General features: G+C 65.0%; 16 protein-coding genes. 13 read left to right on the forward strand and 3 right to left on the reverse strand.

The features are described 5' to 3' along the window. Nucleotides 1–13: 13 nt before the first annotated feature. The 9 genes from murD to lpxC all read left to right on the forward strand — a co-directional run bounded on the left by murD (nucleotide 14) and on the right by lpxC (nucleotide 10,412). Nucleotides 14–1,360, forward strand: coding sequence for a UDP-N-acetylmuramoyl-L-alanine--D-glutamate ligase (murD, locus tag JVX91_RS11070; RefSeq protein ID WP_205339258.1), 1,347 nt, complete (start codon nucleotides 14–16; stop codon nucleotides 1,358–1,360). Continuing rightward, on the forward strand, nucleotides 1,360–2,559 hold the full coding sequence (gene ftsW, locus JVX91_RS11075; RefSeq protein ID WP_205339259.1) for a putative lipid II flippase FtsW: 1,200 nt from the start codon (nucleotides 1,360–1,362) through the stop codon (nucleotides 2,557–2,559). The genes murD and ftsW overlap by 1 nt, the downstream gene beginning before the upstream one ends. Continuing rightward, the gene (gene murG, locus JVX91_RS11080; protein WP_205339260.1) at nucleotides 2,549–3,622 is read left to right on the forward strand and encodes an undecaprenyldiphospho-muramoylpentapeptide beta-N-acetylglucosaminyltransferase; all 1,074 of its coding nucleotides are present in this window, start codon (nucleotides 2,549–2,551) and stop codon (nucleotides 3,620–3,622) included. Before ftsW ends, murG begins: the two co-directional genes overlap by 11 nt. Continuing rightward, nucleotides 3,615–5,069, forward strand: a complete 1,455-nt coding sequence (gene murC / locus JVX91_RS11085; protein WP_205339261.1) for a UDP-N-acetylmuramate--L-alanine ligase — start codon at nucleotides 3,615–3,617, stop codon at nucleotides 5,067–5,069. The genes murG and murC overlap by 8 nt, the downstream gene beginning before the upstream one ends. Continuing rightward, the gene (locus JVX91_RS11090) at nucleotides 5,066–6,013 is read left to right on the forward strand and encodes a D-alanine--D-alanine ligase (protein ID WP_205339262.1); all 948 of its coding nucleotides are present in this window, start codon (nucleotides 5,066–5,068) and stop codon (nucleotides 6,011–6,013) included. Before murC ends, JVX91_RS11090 begins: the two co-directional genes overlap by 4 nt. A gap of 3 nt (nucleotides 6,014–6,016) precedes the next feature. Then, a complete protein-coding gene (locus JVX91_RS11095) occupies nucleotides 6,017–6,880 on the forward strand; it encodes a cell division protein FtsQ/DivIB (protein WP_205339263.1) in 864 nt (287 codons plus the stop codon). 21 nt (nucleotides 6,881–6,901) lie between these two features. Beyond that, nucleotides 6,902–8,149, forward strand: coding sequence for a cell division protein FtsA (gene ftsA / locus JVX91_RS11100; RefSeq protein ID WP_045209630.1), 1,248 nt, complete (start codon nucleotides 6,902–6,904; stop codon nucleotides 8,147–8,149). Between the two features lie 54 nt (nucleotides 8,150–8,203). Further along, complete coding sequence (gene ftsZ, locus JVX91_RS11105) at nucleotides 8,204–9,388, forward strand: cell division protein FtsZ (RefSeq protein WP_205339264.1); 1,185 nt, start codon at nucleotides 8,204–8,206, stop codon at nucleotides 9,386–9,388. A gap of 112 nt (nucleotides 9,389–9,500) precedes the next feature. Then, a complete protein-coding gene (gene lpxC / locus JVX91_RS11110) occupies nucleotides 9,501–10,412 on the forward strand; it encodes a UDP-3-O-acyl-N-acetylglucosamine deacetylase (RefSeq protein WP_015475884.1) in 912 nt (303 codons plus the stop codon). A 67-nt stretch (nucleotides 10,413–10,479) separates the two neighbouring features. On the opposite strand, the gene JVX91_RS11115 is transcribed toward lpxC, so the two are convergent. Then, nucleotides 10,480–10,935: a DciA family protein gene (locus JVX91_RS11115; RefSeq protein ID WP_205339265.1), complete on the reverse strand. Its 456-nt coding sequence runs from the start codon at nucleotides 10,933–10,935 to the stop codon at nucleotides 10,480–10,482. Between the two features lie 301 nt (nucleotides 10,936–11,236). Here JVX91_RS11115 and secA point away from each other — a divergent pair, with 301 nt between their 5' ends. The 4 genes from secA to JVX91_RS11135 all read left to right on the forward strand — a co-directional run bounded on the left by secA (nucleotide 11,237) and on the right by JVX91_RS11135 (nucleotide 17,137). Further along, nucleotides 11,237–13,987 (forward strand): preprotein translocase subunit SecA, encoded by a 2,751-nt coding sequence (secA, locus tag JVX91_RS11120; RefSeq protein WP_205339266.1) that lies wholly within the window; start codon nucleotides 11,237–11,239, stop codon nucleotides 13,985–13,987. A gap of 123 nt (nucleotides 13,988–14,110) precedes the next feature. After that, nucleotides 14,111–15,328, forward strand: coding sequence for a bifunctional glutamate N-acetyltransferase/amino-acid acetyltransferase ArgJ (gene argJ, locus JVX91_RS11125; protein ID WP_205339267.1), 1,218 nt, complete (start codon nucleotides 14,111–14,113; stop codon nucleotides 15,326–15,328). Nucleotides 15,329–15,476: 148 nt separating this feature from the next. Then, a complete protein-coding gene (locus tag JVX91_RS11130; RefSeq protein WP_205339268.1) occupies nucleotides 15,477–16,106 on the forward strand; it encodes a glutathione S-transferase family protein in 630 nt (209 codons plus the stop codon). Between the two features lie 71 nt (nucleotides 16,107–16,177). Next, nucleotides 16,178–17,137: a Nudix family hydrolase gene (locus JVX91_RS11135; RefSeq protein ID WP_205339269.1), complete on the forward strand. Its 960-nt coding sequence runs from the start codon at nucleotides 16,178–16,180 to the stop codon at nucleotides 17,135–17,137. A gap of 135 nt (nucleotides 17,138–17,272) precedes the next feature. On the opposite strand, the gene JVX91_RS11140 is transcribed toward JVX91_RS11135, so the two are convergent. Next, nucleotides 17,273–17,845 (reverse strand): cob(I)yrinic acid a,c-diamide adenosyltransferase, encoded by a 573-nt coding sequence (locus JVX91_RS11140; RefSeq protein WP_081517502.1) that lies wholly within the window; start codon nucleotides 17,843–17,845, stop codon nucleotides 17,273–17,275. A gap of 2 nt (nucleotides 17,846–17,847) precedes the next feature. Further along, nucleotides 17,848–19,899: an ATP-binding protein gene (locus tag JVX91_RS11145; RefSeq protein ID WP_205339985.1), complete on the reverse strand. Its 2,052-nt coding sequence runs from the start codon at nucleotides 19,897–19,899 to the stop codon at nucleotides 17,848–17,850. Nucleotides 19,900–19,934 lie beyond the last annotated feature (35 nt).

Raw genomic sequence — 19,934 nt, forward strand, 5'->3', positions numbered from 1 at the left:
GGACTGATCGAGCATGAGCCTGATCGCTTCCGACCAATTCCGCATCGTTGTCGGCCTCGGCAAGAGCGGCATGTCCCTGGTGCGCTACCTGGCGCGTCAGGGCGTGCCGTTTGCCGTGGCCGATACGCGCGCGAATCCGCCGGAGCTGGCAACCCTGCGCGAGCAGTATCCGCAGGTCGAGGTGCGCTGCGGCGACCTCGATGCCGATTTCCTCTGCCGCGCCCAGGAGCTCTACGTGAGCCCCGGCTTGTCGCTGCGCGTGCCCGCGTTGATCGAAGCCGCTGCTCGTGGTGTGCGCCTGTCCGGCGATGTGGACCTGTTCGCCCGCAACGCCAAGGCGCCGATCGTCGCCATCACCGGCTCCAACGCCAAGAGCACCGTCACCACCCTGGTGGGCGACATGGCCAAGGCTGCCGGCAAGCGCGTCGCCGTGGGCGGCAACCTCGGCACCCCAGCGCTGGACCTGTTGGCCGATGACGTCGAGCTGTACGTCGTGGAGCTGTCCAGCTTCCAGCTGGAAACCTGCGAGCGGCTGAACGCTGAAGTCGCCACCTGCCTTAACGTCAGCGAAGACCACATGGATCGCTACGACGGCATGGCCGACTACCACCTGGCCAAGCACCGCATCTTCCGCGGCGCCAGGCAGGTCGTAGTGAACCGCGCCGATGCGCTGAGCCGCCCGCTGATCGCCGACAACGTGCCGTGCTGGACTTTCGGCATCAACAAGCCGGACTTCAAGGCTTTCGGCCTGATCGAGGAGGACGGCGAGAAGTGGCTGGCCTTCCAGTTCGACAAGCTGATGCCAGCCCGCGAGCTGAAGATTCGTGGTGCGCACAACCAGTCCAACGCGCTGGCCGCACTGGCCTTGGGCCACGCCGTCGGGCTGCCGTTCGAGCCGATGCTGCAGACCCTGCGCGAATTCGCCGGCCTCGCCCATCGCTGCCAGTGGGTACGCGAGCGCAACGGCGTGAATTTCTATGACGACTCCAAGGCCACCAACGTCGGCGCCGCCCTGGCTGCCATCGAAGGCCTGGGCGCCGACATCGACGGCAAGCTGGTGCTGATCGCCGGTGGCGACGGCAAAGGTGCCGATTTCCATGACCTGCGTGGCCCGGTTGCGCAGCATTGCCGCGCCGTGGTGCTGCTGGGGCGTGATGCCGAACTGGTGAGCGCCGCTATCGGCAACGCCGTGCCCAAAGTGCGTGTGAACACCCTCGAAGAAGCCGTCGAGCATGCCGCCGACCTCGCCCTGCCGGGGGATGCGGTACTGCTGTCGCCGGCCTGCGCGAGCCTGGACATGTTCAAGAACTACGAAGAACGCGGACGCCTGTTCGCCAAGGCCGCGGAGGAGCTCGCCTGATGTTCTCCTTCCTGCGTCCTTATCCGTCCCCGCTGATCAGCCGCAACGGCATCGATATTGATTTCCCGTTGCTGGCCGGTTGCCTGGCGCTGCTAGGCCTGGGATTGGTGATGGTCACCTCGGCGTCCTCCGAGGTCGCCGCGGCGCAGTCCGGCAACCCGCTGTACTTCTCGGTCCGCCACCTGATCTACCTCGCCATCGGCTTCGTCGCCTGCGGCGTGACCATGATGGTGCCGATGGAAACCTGGCAGCGCCTGGGCTGGAAGCTGCTGGCCGTGGCCTTCGTGCTGCTGGTGATGGTGATCACCCCCGGCATTGGCCGCGAGGTGAACGGCTCCATGCGCTGGATCGGCTTCGGCCTGTTCAACATCCAGCCTTCGGAGATCGCCAAGGTCTTCGTGGTGGTCTTCATGGCCGGCTACCTGGTACGCCGCCAGGAAGAAGTGCGCGAGAGCTGGCTGGGCTTCTTCAAGCCTTTCGTGGTGCTCTTGCCAATGGCTGGCCTGCTGCTGCGCGAGCCCGACTTCGGCGCCACCGTGGTAATGATGGGCGCGGCCGCCGCGATGCTGTTCCTCGGCGGCGTGGGCCTGTTCCGCTTCGGTCTGATGGTCGCTCTGGCTGTCGGCGCCGTAGTGCTGCTGATCCAGACCCAGCCCTATCGGATGGCGCGCCTGACCAACTTCACCGACCCCTGGGCCGACCAGTTCGGCGCCGGTTACCAGCTCAGCCAGGCACTGATTGCCTTCGGCCGTGGAGGCTGGACCGGCATGGGCCTGGGCAACAGCATCCAGAAGCAGTTCTACCTGCCCGAGGCGCACACCGACTTCGTGTTCGCGGTCCTCGCGGAGGAGCTGGGCATCGTCGGCGCCATGGCTACCGTGGCCCTGTTCGTCTTCGTCAGCCTGCGCGCGCTGTACATCGGCATCTGGGCCGAGCAGTCGAAACAGTACTTCTCCGCCTACGTCGCCTACGGGCTGGCCTTCCTGTGGATCGGCCAGTTCCTGATCAACGTGGGCGTGAACGTCGGCCTGTTGCCGACCAAGGGCCTGACCCTGCCGTTCCTCAGCTACGGCGGTTCGTCGCTGGTGATCTGCTGTGCCTGCCTGGGGATGCTGCTGCGCATCGAATGGGAGCGCCGCACCGTGATGGGCAGCGAGGAATATGAATTCAGCGAAGAGGACTTTGCCGATGAAAGGTAATGTCCTGATCATGGCGGGCGGTACCGGCGGACATGTGTTCCCGGCCCTGGCCTGCGCCCGTGAGTTCCAGGCGCGCGGTTACAGCGTGCATTGGCTGGGCACCCCGCGCGGTATCGAGAACGACCTGGTACCCAAGGCCGGCCTGCCGCTGCACCTGATCAATGTCAGCGGCCTGCGCGGCAAGGGCATCAAGTCGCTGCTGCGCGCGCCGTTCGACCTGCTCAAGTCGCTGTTCCAGGCCATTGGCGTGGTTCGCCAGCTCAAGCCGGTCTGCGTGCTGGGCCTGGGCGGCTATGTCACCGGCCCAGGTGGCCTGGCTGCCAAGCTGTCCGGCGTGCCGCTGGTGATCCATGAACAGAACGCCGTCGCCGGCACCGCCAACCGCAGCCTTGCGCCGCTGGCCAAGCGTGTCTGCGAAGCCTTCCCGGATACCTTCGAGGGCAGCGCCAAGCGCCTGACCACCGGCAATCCGGTGCGCGTCGAGTTGTTCCTGGAAGAGGGCGCCCGCGCGCCGCTGGCCGGCCGTCGGGTCAATCTGCTGGTGCTGGGCGGCAGCCTGGGCGCCGAGCCGCTGAACAAGCTGCTGCCCGAAGCGCTGGCGCAGGTTCCGGTCGAAATTCGCCCGGCCATTCGCCATCAGGCCGGTCGTCAGCATGACGAAATTACTGCGGAGCGTTACCGCGCCGCCGGGGTCGAAGCGGACGTAGCTCCGTTCATCGCCGACATGGCCGCCGCCTACGCCTGGGCCGATCTGGTGATCTGCCGCGCCGGCGCGCTGACCGTGAGTGAGCTGACCGCCGCCGGCCTGCCGTCTTTCCTGGTGCCGTTGCCCCACGCGATCGACGACCACCAGACCAAGAACGCCGAATTCCTGGTGCGGGAGGGCGCGGCCCACCTGCTGCCACAGAAATCTACCAGCGCCGCCGATCTGGCCGCGCAGCTGTCCGAGGTATTGATGCATCCCGATTCCCTGACCCGCATGGCCGCTCGCGCACGCAGCCTGGCCAAGCCCGAGGCTACCCGCACGGTAGTCGATGCCTGCCTGGAGGTGGCCCGTGGTTAAAGAACCCACTGGCGTCACCCGCACCATGCGGCGCATCCGTCGCATCCACTTCGTCGGCATCGGTGGCGTGGGCATGTGCGGTATCGCGGAAGTGCTGCTGAACCTCGGCTATGAAGTGTCCGGCTCCGACCTCAAGGCTTCGCCGGTTACCGAGCGCCTGGAGAAGTTCGGTGCAGAGATCTTCATCGGCCACCGAGCGGAAAACTCCGACGGCGCCGACGTGCTGGTGGTATCCAGCGCGGTGAACAAGTCGAACCCGGAAGTCGCTGCCGCGCTGGATCGCCGCGTGCCGGTCGTGCCGCGCGCCGAGATGCTCGCCGAGCTGATGCGCTACCGCCATGGCATCGCCGTTGCCGGTACCCACGGCAAGACCACCACAACCAGCCTGATCGCCTCGGTATTCGCCGCCGGCGGCCTGGACCCGACCTTCGTCATCGGCGGCCGCCTGAACGCTGCCGGCACCAACGCGCAGCTGGGCACCAGCCGCTACCTGGTGGCCGAGGCCGACGAGAGCGACGCCAGCTTCCTGCACCTGCAGCCGATGGTCTCGGTGGTCACCAACATCGACGCCGACCACATGAGCACCTACGGCGGCGACTTCAACAAGCTGAAGCGCACCTTCGTCGACTTCCTGCACAACCTGCCGTTCTACGGTCTGGCCGTGGTTTGCGTGGACGACCCGGTGGTGCGCGAGATCCTGCCGCAGGTGGCGCGTCCGACCGTGACCTACGGCCTGAGCGAGGACGCTGACGTCCGCGCCATCAACATCCGCCAGGAAGGCATGCGCACCTACTTCACCGTGCTGCGCCCCGAGCGCGAGCCGCTGGACGTCTCGGTGAACATGCCCGGCCTGCACAACGTGCTGAACTCCCTGGCGACCATCGTCATCGCCACCGACGAAGGCATCTCCGACGAAGCCATCGTCCAGGGCCTGTCCGGCTTCCAGGGCGTTGGCCGGCGCTTCCAGGTCTATGGCGACCTGCAGGTGGAAGGCGGCAGCGTGATGCTGGTCGACGACTACGGCCACCACCCGCGCGAAGTCGCGGCGGTGATCAGGGCCGTGCGTGGTGGCTGGCCGGAGCGTCGCCTGGTGATGGTCTACCAGCCGCACCGCTTCAGCCGTACCCGCGATCTGTACGACGACTTCGTGCAGGTGCTGGGCGAAGCCAATGTGCTGATGCTGATGGAGGTCTACCCGGCCGGCGAAGAGCCGATCCCCGGCGCCGACAGCCGTCACCTGTGCCACAGCATCCGCCAGCGCGGCCAGCTCGACCCTATCTATCTGGAGCGCGGCGGTGATCTCGCCTCGCTGCTCAAACCGCTACTGCGTCCGGGCGACATCCTGCTCTGCCAGGGCGCCGGCGATATCGGCGGGCTGGCTCCGGCACTGATCAAGAATCCGATGTTCGGCGCCGCCGCTGCTGGCGCTGAGGGGAAGAAGCAATGAGTGACGCCCTTAAATCCGCCCTCGAGCCCCGCGCCTTCGGTCGCGTCGCCGTGCTGTATGGCGGCAAGAGCGCCGAGCGCGAGGTGTCGCTGAAGTCCGGCGCCATGGTCCTGCAGGCTCTGCAGGGCGCGGGTGTGGACGCCTTCGGTATCGACGTGGGCGACGATCTTCTGGAGCGTCTGACCCGCGAGAAGATCGACCGCGCCTTCATCATCCTCCACGGTCGTGGCGGTGAAGACGGCACCATGCAGGGTTTGCTGGAAATCGCCGGTATTCCCTACACCGGCAGCGGCGTTCTGGCCTCTGCGCTGGCCATGGACAAGCTGCGCACCAAGCGCGTGTGGCTGAGCCTGGGCCTGCCGACGCCCGACCACGCCGTGCTCGCCAGCGAGGACGATTGCCGTGCCGCCGCCGCGAAGCTCGGTTTCCCGCTGATCGTCAAGCCGGCCAGCGAAGGTTCGAGCATTGGCATGGCCAAGGTGAACAGCGAGCAAGAGCTGATCGCCGCCTGGGCTGCTGCCGCGAAGTACGACCCGCAGGTGCTCGTCGAACAGTGGATCAGCGGCCCCGAATTCACCATCGCTGTCCTGCGTGGCCAGGTGCTGCCGCCCATCCGTCTGGGTACCCCGCACACCTTCTATGACTACGACGCGAAGTACCTGGCCAACGATACCCAGTACCAGATTCCCTGCGGCCTGGATGCCGACAAGGAACAGGAACTCAAGGACCTGACCGCGCGCGCCTGCGATGCCCTCGGCATCCAGGGCTGGGGTCGGGCCGATGTAATGCAGGACACCGAAGGCCGCTTCTGGCTGCTGGAAGTGAACACCGCACCGGGCATGACCGATCACAGCCTGGTGCCCATGGCCGCGCGCGCGGCCGGCCTGGATTTCCAGCAACTGGTGCTGGCGATCCTCGCCGACAGCGTCGAGGCAAGGGGGTAAGCAATGAACGGCGCGCAGCTTCGTCACCAGCAACCCGGAATCGGCCGTGCACCCGCACGCAAGCCGGTGCCGCGCGGCGCCAGCCGTCTGGTGGCCAAGGAGCCGCTCAGCGCCCGCATGCCCAAGCCCAGCTTCGGCTTCCTGAAGGTGCTGCTGTGGCCTCTGGTGCTGGGCGTTCTTGGCGGTGGTGCGTATTACGGCGCGCAATACGTGCTGCCCTATGCGGACCGGCCGATCGCCAAGGTCAGCGTGGAAGGCGACCTCAGCTACATCAGCCAGGCGGCGGTGCAGCAGCGGATCAGTCCCTACGTGTCGGCCAGCTTCTTCACCATCGACCTGGCCGGGATGCGCCAGGAGCTGGAGCAGATGCCCTGGATCGCCCACGCCGAGGTACGTCGTGTCTGGCCTGACCAGGTGGTGATCCGCCTGGACGAGCAGTTGCCAATCGCCCGCTGGGGTGACGAAGCGCTGCTGAACAACCAGGGTCAGGCATTCGCTCCGCGGGAAGTGGCCAACTACGAGCACCTGCCGCGCCTGTCCGGCCCGCAGCGTGCTCAGCAGCAAGTGATGCAGCAGTACCAGATTCTCAGCCAGATGCTCCGCCCGCTGGGCTTCACCATCGCTAGCCTGGACATGAGTTCGCGCGGCGCCTGGACCCTGGGCACCGCGCAAGGCGTGGAAATCATGCTGGGCCGCGATCACGCGGTAGAACAGATTCGCCGGTTCGTGACCATCTACGACAAGGCGCTGAAAGAACAGATTACGAAAATTGCCCGCATCGACATGCGTTACCCCAACGGCCTGGCCGTGGCGTGGCGCGATCCGGTGCCGGAAACGACGGTGGCTCAGACCGCCGCCGTGCAGTGAGTTGAGGAGACTTCGATAAACATGGCAAGCGTGCAGAGCGGCAAAATGGTCGTCGGCCTCGACATCGGCACCTCCAAGGTGGTGGCGCTGGTGGGCGAGGTAGCGGCCGATGGCAAGCTGGAAATCGTCGGCATCGGGACGCATCCGTCGCGCGGCCTGAAGAAAGGCGTGGTGGTGAACATCGAGTCCACCGTGCAGTCGATCCAGCGCGCCATCGACGAGGCCCAGCAGATGGCTGGCTGCCGTATCCACTCGGCCTTCGTCGGCATCGCCGGCAACCATATCCGCAGCCTGAATTCCCACGGCATCGTGGCGATTCGCGACCGCGAAGTCAGCGGCGCCGACATCGAGCGCGTGCTGGACGCGGCCCAGGCCGTGGCCATCCCGGCCGACCAGCGTGTGCTGCACACCCTGGCCCAGGACTACGTGATCGACAACCAGGAAGGCGTGCGCGAGCCGCTGGGTATGTCCGGCGTACGCCTGGAAGCCAAGGTGCACGTGGTGACCTGCGCGGTGAACGCCGCGCAGAACATCGAGAAGTGCGTGCGCCGCTGCGGCCTGGAAGTGGACGACATCATCCTCGAGCAACTGGCCTCGGCCTATTCGGTGCTCACCGAGGATGAAAAGGAACTGGGCGTGTGCCTGGTGGACATCGGTGGCGGTACCACCGACATCGCGATCTTCACCGAAGGTGCGATCCGTCATACGGCGGTGATCCCGATCGCTGGCGACCAGGTCACCAATGACATCGCCATGGCGTTGCGGACCCCGACACAATATGCCGAAGAGATCAAGATTCGATATGCTTGTGCCTTGGCCAAACTGGCCGGTCCGGGCGAAACCATCAAGGTGCCCAGCGTAGGGGATCGGCCGCCGCGGGAACTGTCGCGCCAAGCGCTTGCCGAAGTGGTCGAGCCTCGTTACGACGAGCTCTTCACACTGGTGCAGGCAGAGCTTCGCCGCAGTGGCTATGAGGACCTGATTCCTGCCGGCATCGTCCTGACCGGTGGCACCTCCAAGATGGAAGGCGCTGTCGAGCTGGCCGAGGAGATCTTTCACATGCCGGTGCGCCTGGGCGTACCACACAGCGTCAAGGGACTGGCCGACGTCGTGCGCAATCCAATCTATTCCACTGGTGTAGGGCTACTTCTGTATGGGCTGCAAAAGCAGTCCGACGGCATCTCCATGTCCGGCAGCAGCTTCAGCAGTGACGAACCCAAGACACCGGTACTGGAAAAGCTCAAACGCTGGGTCCAGGGCAATTTCTGATTTACCACCGCGGTAAACGTAGGCGACACAACTAGAAAAGGAAGGAGAGGGGAAATGTTTGAACTGGTCGATAACGTCCCACAAACAGCAGTCATCAAAGTCATTGGCGTAGGTGGTGGCGGCGGCAACGCCGTGAATCACATGGCCAAGAACAACGTTGATGGCGTCGAATTCATCTGCGCCAACACCGATGCGCAAGCGCTGAAGAACATCGCTGCGCGCACCGTGCTGCAGCTCGGCCCAGGCGTGACCAAGGGCCTGGGTGCTGGCGCCAACCCCGAGGTCGGCCGTCAGGCTGCCCTGGAAGACCGCGAGCGTATCGCCGAGGTGCTGGAAGGCGCCGACATGGTCTTCATCACCACTGGCATGGGTGGCGGTACCGGTACCGGTGCTGCGCCGATCATCGCCGAAGTGGCCAAGGAGATGGGCATCCTCACCGTTGCGGTGGTGACCCGTCCGTTCCCGTTCGAAGGCCGCAAGCGCATGCAGATCGCCGATGAAGGCATCCGCTCGCTGTCCGAAAGCGTCGACTCGCTGATCACCATCCCCAACGAGAAGCTGCTGACCATCCTCGGCAAGGACGCCAGCCTGCTGGCTGCTTTCGCCAAGGCTGACGATGTGCTGGCCGGTGCCGTTCGTGGCATCTCCGACATCATCAAGCGTCCGGGCATGATCAACGTCGACTTCGCCGACGTGAAGACCGTCATGAGCGAGATGGGCATGGCCATGATGGGCACCGGCTGCGCCAGCGGTCCGAATCGCGCTCGCGAGGCGACCGAAGCGGCTATCCGCAACCCGCTGCTGGAAGACGTCAACCTGCAGGGCGCGCGCGGCATCCTGGTGAACATCACCGCCGGTCCCGACCTGTCCCTGGGCGAGTACTCCGACGTGGGTAACATCATCGAGCAGTTCGCTTCCGAGCACGCCACCGTCAAGGTGGGCACCGTGATCGATCCGGACATGCGCGACGAGCTGCACGTCACCGTCGTTGCCACGGGTCTGGGCGCTCGCCTGGAAAAACCGGTCAAGGTCGTCGACAACACCGTGCAGACCCAGGCCGTCAGCACCCAGGCTCCGGTTCAGCGCGAACAGCAGTCGGTGAACTACCGCGACCTGGACCGTCCGACCGTCATGCGTAACCAGAGCCACGGCGGCGCTGCCACCGCGGCCAAGCTGAATCCGCAGGACGATCTGGACTACCTGGACATCCCGGCCTTCCTGCGCCGTCAAGCCGATTGAGTCGATTTATCAGGAGTATCAATGTGATTGGTGTTCAGCAAAGGGCGGTTCTGCTATCATCGCCGCCCATTGTTGACAACAGTTCGCAACTTGCGCGAAAGCGGCCAAAGCCATGATCAGACAACGCACCTTGAAGAACATCATCCGGGCGACCGGCGTCGGCCTGCACTCGGGGGAGAAGGTTTACCTCACCCTGAAGCCGGCTCCAGTCGACACTGGCATCGTGTTCTGCCGAGCCGACCTCGACCCCGTGGTGGAAATTCCCGCCCGTGCTTCGAATGTCGGCGAAACCACCATGTCGACCACCCTGATCAAGGGTGACGTCAAGGTGGATACCGTGGAGCATCTGCTTTCGGCCATGGCCGGCCTGGGTATCGACAACGCCTATGTCGAGCTGTCCGCGTCGGAAGTACCGATCATGGACGGCAGCGCAGGTCCATTCGTATTCCTGATCCAGTCCGCTGGCCTGCAAGAGCAGGAAGCGGCCAAGAAGTTCATCCGCATCAAGCGCGAAGTGACGGTGGAAGAGGGCGACAAGCGCGCCACCTTCGTTCCGTTCGACGGCTTCAAGGTGAGCTTCGAGATCGATTTCGATCACCCGGTCTTCCGTGGTCGCACCCAGAAAGCCGTGGTGGATTTCTCCAGCACTTCCTTCGTCAAGGAAGTCAGCCGCGCCCGTACCTTCGGGTTCATGCGCGACATCGAGATGCTGCGTTCGCAGAACCTGGCGCTCGGTGGCAGTGTGGAGAACGCCATCGTGGTCGACGAGTATCGAGTGCTCAACGAAGACGGTCTTCGTTACGAGGACGAGTTCGTCAAGCACAAGATCCTGGACGCCATTGGTGACCTGTACCTGTTGGGTAATAGCCTCATCGGCGAGTTCATCGGCTACAAGTCCGGTCACGCCCTGAACAACCGTCTGCTGCGGACCCTCATCGCAGACAAGGACGCTTGGGAAGTGGTGACCTTCGAGGACGCCAAGACCGCGCCGATCTCCTATATGCGACCCGCTGCGGCCGTATAAGGAACCTCCTCCTTCAGCAATACATTCAAAGGCCACCTTCGGGTGGCCTTTTTTTATGCCCGGATTCTTATTCCTTCGGCTTGCGGCTACGGCTGGCGAGGCGCTCGAGTGCGGCCTTCAATTGCGGGTTGCTGATACCGTCGGCGGCTTCCTGCAAGGTGGCGGAGGCCGACGCGGTCAGTTCGTTGGTGTTCACTCGAGTGGGCGCCTGGGTTTGCGGTTGCACCTTGAACAGGATGCGCGCGAGCCCACGAAACTCCTCGAAGGTGGCAAGTTGCCGCATCAGGCGATTCTGCTGGTAGCGCAGCCGGGCGGCCCAGTGACCGTCGGTGACGACCAGCAGCAGGCTGCCTTCCCGCCATGAGGCGATGCGGCAATAGGGCCGCGCGGCGGGCTGCAACTGCGAGTCGAGCAGCTCCTGCAGCCGGGACAGGCGCTGCGCCTGGACGAACAGCGACTGCAGCGGCTTGGCTTCGCGCAGTAGCTTGTTCATTGCCTGGGCTGGAAGAGGGCGGAAGGCCATGGGAGAACCAGAGAGCAAGTTGATGGCGATGTTAGCAGATCGCTCTCCACCCCTCGCGGATGGCAGTAACTTTCACCCAGGCCTTGAACTGGAGCGGTGGCGCCACCATATCGGCAGGGCGAAATGAAAGTTGTCCGCGTGTGCGTTGCTCGATATATCGTGGAGTGCGAATCTTCCCACGAAACTTCGGCACTTTTTTCGTACACGTTTCCGGGTAGAATGCCCGTTTAATTGCCGTTCCGCGCCGCGGCCAGCCAGTCGGGCAGCCCTCCAATTCTCCAGTTCGGATGACCCAGTCGATATGTTTGCGCCTTTGTTGAAAAAACTCTTTGGAAGCAAGAACGAGCGCGAAGTGAAGCGCATGGTCAAGCAGGTACAGGCCATCAATGCACTCGAGCCTCAGATGGTTCCGCTGTCCGATGAGCAACTGAAGGCCAAGACCGAAGAGTTCAAGGCGCGCCTGGCCAAGGGCGAGACCCTCGACCAGATCCTGCCCGAAGCCTTTGCCGTGGCCCGCGAGGCCGGCAAGCGCGTGATGGGCATGCGTCACTTCGACGTTCAGCTGATCGGCGGCATGACCCTGCACGAAGGCAAGATCGCCGAGATGCGTACCGGTGAGGGCAAGACCCTCGTGGGTACCCTGGCGGTCTACCTGAACGCCCTGGCCGGCAAAGGCGTGCATGTGGTCACCGTGAACGACTACCTGGCTCGCCGCGATGCCAACTGGATGCGCCCGCTGTATGAATTCCTCGGCCTGACCGTCGGCATCGTCAGCCCGTTCCAGCCGCCGGAGGAGAAACGCGCCGCCTACGCCGCCGACATCACCTACGGCACCAACAACGAATTCGGCTTCGACTACCTGCGCGACAACATGGCGTTCAGCCTGGAAGACAAGTTCCAGCGTGAACTGAACTTCGCCGTGGTCGACGAAGTGGACTCCATCCTCATCGACGAGGCGCGGACTCCGCTGATCATCTCCGGCCAGGCCGAAGACAGCTCCGAGCTGTACATCAAGATCAACAAGCTGATCCCGCGCCTGAAGCGCCACGTCGAGGAAGTCGAAGGCCAGGTGACCCAGCAGGGCCACTTCAGCATCGACGAGAAAACCCGTCAGGTGGAGCTGAACGAGCAGGGCCACCAGTACATCGAAGAGCTGCTTACCCAGAACGGCCTGCTGGCCGAGGGCGAGAGCCTCTACTCGGCGCACAATCTCAGCCTGCTGACCCACGTCTACGCCGCGCTGCGCGCCCACACCCTGTTCCACCGCAACGTCGAGTACATCGTCCAGGGCGACCAGGTCCTGCTGATCGACGAGCACACCGGCCGCACCATGCCGGGCCGCCGCCTCTCCGAGGGCCTGCACCAGGCCATCGAGGCGAAGGAAAACCTGCCGATCCAGGCCGAGAGCCAGACCCTGGCCTCCACCACCTTCCAGAACTACTTCCGCCTCTACGCCAAGCTGGCCGGCATGACCGGTACCGCCGACACCGAGGCGTTCGAATTCCGCCAGACCTACGGCCTGGACGTGGTGGTAATCCCGACCCACCGTCCGGTTGCCCGTAAGGACTTCAACGACCTGGTCTACCTGACCCAGGACGAGAAGTACGCCGCCATCATCACCGACGTGCAACAGTGCCAGGCGCTGGGCCGTCCGATCCTCGTGGGTACCGCCTCGGTCGAGACGTCCGAGTACGTTTCCCAGCTGCTGGAAAAAGCCGGGATCGAGCACAAGGTACTGAACGCCAAGTACCACGAGAAAGAAGCCGAGATCATCGCCCAGGCCGGTCGTCCGGGCTCGGTCACCATTGCCACCAACATGGCCGGTCGCGGTACCGACATCCTGCTCGGCGGCAACTGGGAAGTGGAAGTCGCCGCGCTGGAGAACCCCACCGACGAGCAGGTCGCGCAGATCAAGGCCGATTGGCAGAAGCGCCACCAGCAGGTCATCGAGTCGGGTGGCCTGCACGTGATCGCCTCCGAGCGCCACGAGTCCCGCCGTATCGACAACCAGCTGCGCGGCCGTGCCGGCCGTCAGGGCGACCCGGGCTCCAGCCGCTTCTACCTGTCGCTGGAAGACCACCTGATGCGCATCTTCGCCTCCGATCGGGTGAAGAACTTCATGAAAGCGCTGGGCATGCAGCCGGGCGAGGCCATCGAGCACCGCATGGTGACCAACGCCATCGAGAAGGCGCAGCGCAAGGTCGAAGGCCGCAACTTCGATATCCGCAAGCAACTGCTGGAGTTCGACGACGTCGCCAACGAGCAGCGCAAGGTGATCTACCACATGCGCAACACCCTGCTCGCGGCGGACAACATCGGCGAGACCATCGTCGAGTTCCGCGAAGAAACCCTGAACAACACCATCAGCGAGCACATCCCGCCGCAGTCGCTGCCCGAGCAGTGGGACGTCGCCGGCCTGGAAGCGTCGCTGTACAGCGATTTCGGTCTCAAGCTGCCGATCCAGCAGTGGCTGGACGAAGACGACAAGCTCTACGAAGAAACCCTGCGCGAGAAGATCCTCACCGAGCTGGTGGCTGCGTATAACGAGAAGGAAGACCTCGCCGGCGCCGAAGCCCTGCGTACCTTCGAGAAGCAAATGCTGCTGCGCGTGCTGGACGACCTGTGGAAGGACCACCTGTCCACCATGGATCACCTGCGTCACGGTATTCACCTGCGCGGCTATGCGCAGAAGAACCCGAAGCAGGAATACAAGCGCGAGTCCTTCAACCTGTTCCAGGAACTGCTGAACTCCATCAAGCGCGACACCATCCGCGTGCTGTCCTTCGTCCAGGTTCGCCGCGAAGACCCGGCCGAAGAAGAAGCCCGTCTGCGTCGCGAAGCCGAGGAAATGGCCAAGCGCATGCAGTTCCAGCATGCCGCCGCGCCGTCCATCGACGAGGTCACCGGCGAGCCGGAAGAAGAAGGCGAGCTGGCGACTGACAACGTGGTGCCGATGGAACCCATCCGCAACGAACCGAAGATCGGCCGCAACGAGCCGTGCCCCTGCGGTTCGGGCAAGAAGTACAAGCACTGCCACGGTCAGGTGGAATAACCTTCCCCGACCCTGATATCGACGCCGCGACCGGCCCTGCCGCTCGCGGCGTTTTTCTCACTTGAACCACCCCAGAACGATTCCACTGAAAACGATTCACTGAAAAATAAAGGAGCGCGCCACATGGCTGTTGGTCTCGGCCCCATGTCCACCCTGCATCCGGTCCCCGGTTTCGAACTCGGCATTGCGTCCGCCGGCATCAAGCGACCTGGCCGCAAGGACATCGTGGTAATGCGCTGCGCCGAAGGTTCCACCGTCGCCGGTGTGTTCACCACCAACGCCTTCTGTGCCGCCCCCGTGATCCTGGCGCGCAAGCGCTTCCTGGGCCCGGTGCGCTACCTGCTGACCAACACCGGTAACGCCAACGCTGGTACCGGCGAGTCGGGTCTGGCCAACGCCACCCGTACCTGCGCCAAGCTGGCTGAGCTGGCCGGCGTCCCGGAAAACGCCGTACTGCCGTACTCCACCGGCGTGATCGGCGAGCCGCTGCCGGTCGAGAAGATCGAAGCCGCGCTCCCCGCCGCGCTGGCCAACCTGTCTGTGGATAACTGGGCCGACGCCGCTGCCGGGATCATGACCACCGACACCCTGCCCAAGGGCGCGAGCCGCCAGTTCGAGCATGATGGCGTGACCATCACCGTCACTGGCATCAGCAAGGGCGCGGGCATGATCAAGCCGAACATGGCCACCATGCTCGGCTACATCGCCACCGACGCCAAGGTCGCCCAGGGCGTGCTGCAGGACCTGCTGCGCGACGCCTCGAACAAGTCCTTCAACCGCATCACCATCGACGGCGATACCTCCACCAACGACTGCTGCATGCTGGTCGCCACCGGCCAGGCCGCGCTGCCGGAAATCACCGCCGCCTCCGGTGCACTGTTCGCCGCGCTGAAGCAGGCCGTGCTGGAAGTGTCCATGGAGCTGGCCCAGGCCATCGTCCGTGACGGCGAAGGCGCCACCAAGTTCGTCACCGTGCAGGTGAACGGCGGCGCGACTCACCAGGAGTGCCTGGATGTCGGCTACGCCGTGTCCCACTCGCCGCTGATCAAGACCGCGCTGTTCGCGTCTGACCCGAACTGGGGCCGCATCCTCGCCGCCGTCGGTCGTGCCGGCGTGCCGGACCTCGACGTCAGCCTGATCGACGTGTACCTGGACGATGTCGCCATCGCCAGCCGCGGTGGCCGCGCCGCCAGCTATACCGAGGACCAGGGCGCGAAGGTCATGGCCCAGGAAGAGATCACTATCCGTATCGATCTCGGCCGCGGCACCTGCAGCGAGACCATCTGGACCACCGACCTGTCCCACGAGTACGTGAAGATCAACGCGGAATACCGCACCTGATCGCTGCGTAACCTTAGGTGCTGATCCTGCGTCGGCACCTTGCTCCACTTGGATTCCCGATTTTCATCGAAGGATGAAAATCGGGAATTTGTTTTCATGGCTGCCGCGCTCTAAGGTCTTCTGACTGACCCTCAAGAGCATTGCGTCCATGTCCCTCACCCTGATCATCGGCAGCAAGAACGTCTCCTCCTGGTCCCTGCGCGGCTGGCTGGCCATGCAGCTCACCGGCGCCGAGTTCGAGGAAATCCTGATTCCCCTCGGAGGCCAGGACACTGCGCGGCGCATCCGCGAGCACTCGCCCAGCGGCAAGGTGCCGGCGCTCAAGTGCGAGCACGGGCTGATCTGGGATTCCCTGTCGATCGCCGAATACCTCGCCGAACGTTTTCCCGAAGCCCACCTCTGGCCCCGTGGTGAAGCGGCCCGCGCCCTTGCGCGCACGGTTTGCGCCGAAATGCACAGTGGCTTCATGGCGCTGCGCTCGCACATGCCTATGGACATTCAGCGCAACCAGCCGCTGGCGGAAGTGCCCGAGGCCGTGGAGGCGGATATCGCCCGCGTCGTCGAGTTGTGGGCGCTGTGCCGCCAGCAGTTCGGCCAGGACGGCCCGTTCCTGTTCGGCCACGCCAGCATTGCCGATGCGTTCTACGCGCCTGTCGCCACGCGCCTGCGTAGCTACTGCGTAACCCTGCCCATCGAGGCGCAGAACTACGTCGATGCCATCTACGCCTGGCCGGCCTTCCGCCCCTGGCTGGACGCGGCGATGGTCGAACGCGCCTGAACCCGCCCGCCAATGACGGTAGAATGCCCCTCTGCGCGGGCCCTGCCTGAATCGGATTGAGGAGTAGCACTGTGAAACGAGTACATGTCGCCGCCGCCGTGATTCGCGGACTCGATGGCCGGGTGCTGATCGCCCGCCGTCCGGACGACAAGCACCAGGGCGGTCTCTGGGAGTTTCCCGGTGGCAAGGTGGAAGAGGGCGAGGCGGTGCAGGTCGCCCTCGCTCGCGAGCTGAAGGAAGAGCTGGGCATCGACGTCGAGCAGGCGCGTCCGCTGATCCGTGTGCAGCACGACTACAGCGACAAGCACGTGCTACTGGATGTCTGGGAAGTCTCCGCCTTCTCTGGCGCGCCCCACGGCGCCGAGGGTCAGCCGCTGGCCTGGGTTGCCCCGCGCGACCTGCCGGACTACGAATTCCCGGCGGCCAACGAACCCATCGTGCAGGCCGCACGCCTGCCGGATCGCTACCTGATCACCCCGGAAGGCCTGGAAATCCCGCAACTGGTGCAGGGCGTGCGCGCTGCAGTCGCTAGCGGCATCCGCCTGGTTCAGTTGCGCGCGCCGAACATGTACAGCCCCGAGTACCGCGATCTCGCGGTGGACGTGCAGGGCCTGTGCGCCGGCAAGGCGCAGCTGATGCTCAAGGGCCCGCTGGAATGGCTGGGAGATTTCCCGGCGGCCGGCTGGCACCTGACGTCTGAGCAACTGCGCAAATACGCGCCCAATGGCCGTCCGTTCCCGCGTGAGCGTCTGCTGGCGGCTTCCTGCCACAACGCCGAGGAACTGGAACTGGCCACCCGCATGGGCGTGGATTTCGTCACCCTGTCGCCGGTGCAGCCCACCGAGAGTCATCCTGGCGAGCCCGCGCTGGGCTGGGACGCGGCCGCTGAGCTGATCGATGGCTTCAACCAGCCGGTGTTCCTGCTCGGCGGTGTCGGCCCGCAGGACCTGGAGCGCGCCTGGCAGACCGGAGCCCAGGGCGTGGCGGGGATTCGCGCGTTCTGGCCGAAGATCGATCAACCGTCGAGCTGAAGGATCTTCGTGGGACCGAGGGGGCGCCTAGCCCTTGCTCGCGAACAGGCCTGGCTGAGGTGCTGGGCGGTTCGCGAGCAAGCTCGCTCCTACAGGTTCGGCACCTCTCGGTGCCGGATTGAGGATGGAGGGGGCTCAAGCGGGCTTTTCGGCGGCCTGCCAGAGAATCTCTTCCACGCCCTGGCGCCGGGCGATGAAGCGTGCGGCGACGAACAGCAGGTCGGATAGCCGGTTCAGGTAGCGCAGGCCTGCGCCTTCCAGCGGTTCCTCGGCATTCAGCTGCTGACAGCGGCGCTCGGCATTGCGCGCCTGGGCGCGGCACAGGTGGGCGAGAGCGACCAGGCGCGAGCCGCCCGGCAGGATGAAGTTCTTCAGCGGCCCGAGCTCCTCGTTCCAGCGGTCGATCACCTGCTCCAGACGCTCCACTTCTGCGTCGTTCAGCGCACGGTACTCCGGCATCGCCAATTCACCGCCCAGGTCGAACAGGCGGTGCTGGATCGGCGCCAGTACGCCGATCACTTCTTCCAGCGCACTGCTGCGCGCTTCGTGCAGCCCTGCCAGCAGCAGGCCGAGGTGGCTGTTCAGCTCGTCCACGGCGCCCATGGCTTCCACGCGCGGGTGGTGCTTGGGCACGCGGCGGCCATCGGCCAGGCCGGTCTCACCGGCATCGCCGGTGCGGGTGTAGATCTTCGACAGGCGGTTGCCCATGCTCAATGCTCCTTGTCGTCGCGCGCCAGCAGCGGCAGCGGCGGGGGAATTTCGGCGGCCAGCGGCAGGCGGATGGTGAAGCAGGTGCCGACACCCAGCTCGGACTGCACCTCCATCTGCCCCTTGTGGTTGTTGGTGACGATGAAGTAGGAGACCGACAGGCCCAGCCCTGTGCCCTGGCCGACTTCCTTGGTGGTGAAGAAAGGCTCGAAGATGCGCTTGCGCACGTTCTCCGGCATGCCGCAGCCGTTGTCTTCCACGTGGATTTCCGCCCAGGGCGGATTGAGCCGGGTGCGCAGGGTGATGCGGCCGTACTCGCCTTCCTCTTCGTCGTCGCGCAGGTGGATGGCCTGGGCGCCGTTCTTCAGCAGGTTGAGCAGCACCTGTTCGATTTCGTTGGCGATCACGGGCACCGGGCCGAGGCGCGGGTCGTACTCGTGGACGATCTCCAGCGACTTGAAGTCGAAGCCGCCGGTGAGGTCGAAGTCGTTGCCGGCAATCTCCACGGCTTGCTCCAACAGCGCTGGCAGCTCGCAGGCGGCCATCTGCCGGTGGCTGCGGCGGCTGAAGGAGAGCATGTGGGTGACGATCTTCGCGGCGCGGGAGCCGGCGTACTGGATGCCATCCATCAGCTTGGGTATCTCCCGCGCTTCCAGGTAGTGGTTGAGGTCGTCCAGGCGCACGCCCACCTCACCGGCGACCTCCAGGTTCTTCGGCAACTCCGGCGATAGGCGCCGGCGGATGTTCTGCACGTTGTGCAGGATGGCCCCCAGCGGGTTGTTGATCTCGTGAGCCATGCCGGCGGCGAGGCCGCCGACGGAGAGCATCTTCTCCGACTGCACCATCATCTCTTCCATGCCCAGGCGGTCGGTGATGTCGTCGATACGGATCACCGCACCACGGCCGGTGCCGCCCATCAGTGGGTAGAAGGTCAGCGCGTAGTGGCGCGGGGCGTCGGTCAGCGCCCAGGTGACGCGCTCGACACGCTCCACCTTGTGCTGCTCGGCCGCGCGGGTGAGCTGCGGCAGGAAGGGTTTGAGCGACGGGAAGGCGAGGAACACCGGCTGGTTCACCGCATCGTCCAGGCTGGTGCCGGATAGCCGGCTGGCTTCCTGGTTCCACTGGGTGACGTAGAGCTGCTCGTCGACGGCGATCAGCGCCGAGGGCATGGAGTCGATGATGCTGTTGAGGTAATGCTGGAAGCCGGTGAGTTTCTTCTCGATCTTGCTGCGTACCTGGACTTCCAGCTCCAGCTTGCGGTTCGAGCGGCGGGTTTCTTCGGCCAGCGACTGGGCTTGCTCGACGGCTTCCTGGGCGTCGTCGCGGGCGCGCTTGAGCTGCTGCTCGCGGGCGTCGATGCGGGTCAGCATGGTGTTGAAGGCGTCTGCCAGGCGTCCGATTTCGTCGGCATTGCCACGCTCGGCGCGCAGGGCGTAGTTCTCCTCGCGGGTGACCTGGCGCGACAGTTCTTCCAGGCTGCGAATCGGCCGGGTGATCAGCCGGCGGATCTGCTGGGCGATGAGCAGCCAGAGCAGCACGGAGACGGCGAGGATCACCAGGCTGGCGGTCAGGGTGCCGGTGTAGAAGGCGCCGGGCAGTTCGCTGCTGGCCACCAGCAGCAGGTAGCCACTGTTGCGGCCGGGTTGCGGCAGTTCGAACAGCGCATTGAGGCGGTATTCGTGCTGGCGCCAGCGTTCCAGGTGATCCAGGCGCTCAGGCAGCGCGATGGGGCCGTTGCTGGGCGTCTGCGCGATGCGCTCGCCGTTGCTGTCGTAGAGCGCGGCGGCGCGCAGGGGTTGGTAATCGTCCAGTTGGCGCAGCAGGACCTGGGCCTGGGTCGGCGAAGCCAACGCCGGCTCGCTGAGCGCCGGGTTGGCGATCAGCCGGCCAATGGTCTGCAGGGCCTGGGGCGCCACGCTGTCCTGGGAGATCCAGTAGGCCGCGCTGATGAAGGCGAGATTGGCCACCAGCAGGACGGTGGCCAGCAGCACCAGCAGGGCGGCGAGGACCTTCTGGCCGACCGGCAGGTCTTCCAGGCGCTGGCGCAGGTTCATGGGTGAAGGCATGGGCGCTTTCTTGGAAAAACAGG

This window comes from Pseudomonas sp. PDNC002 (assembly GCF_016919445.1).
In the GTDB taxonomy this organism is placed as follows: domain Bacteria; phylum Pseudomonadota; class Gammaproteobacteria; order Pseudomonadales; family Pseudomonadaceae; genus Pseudomonas.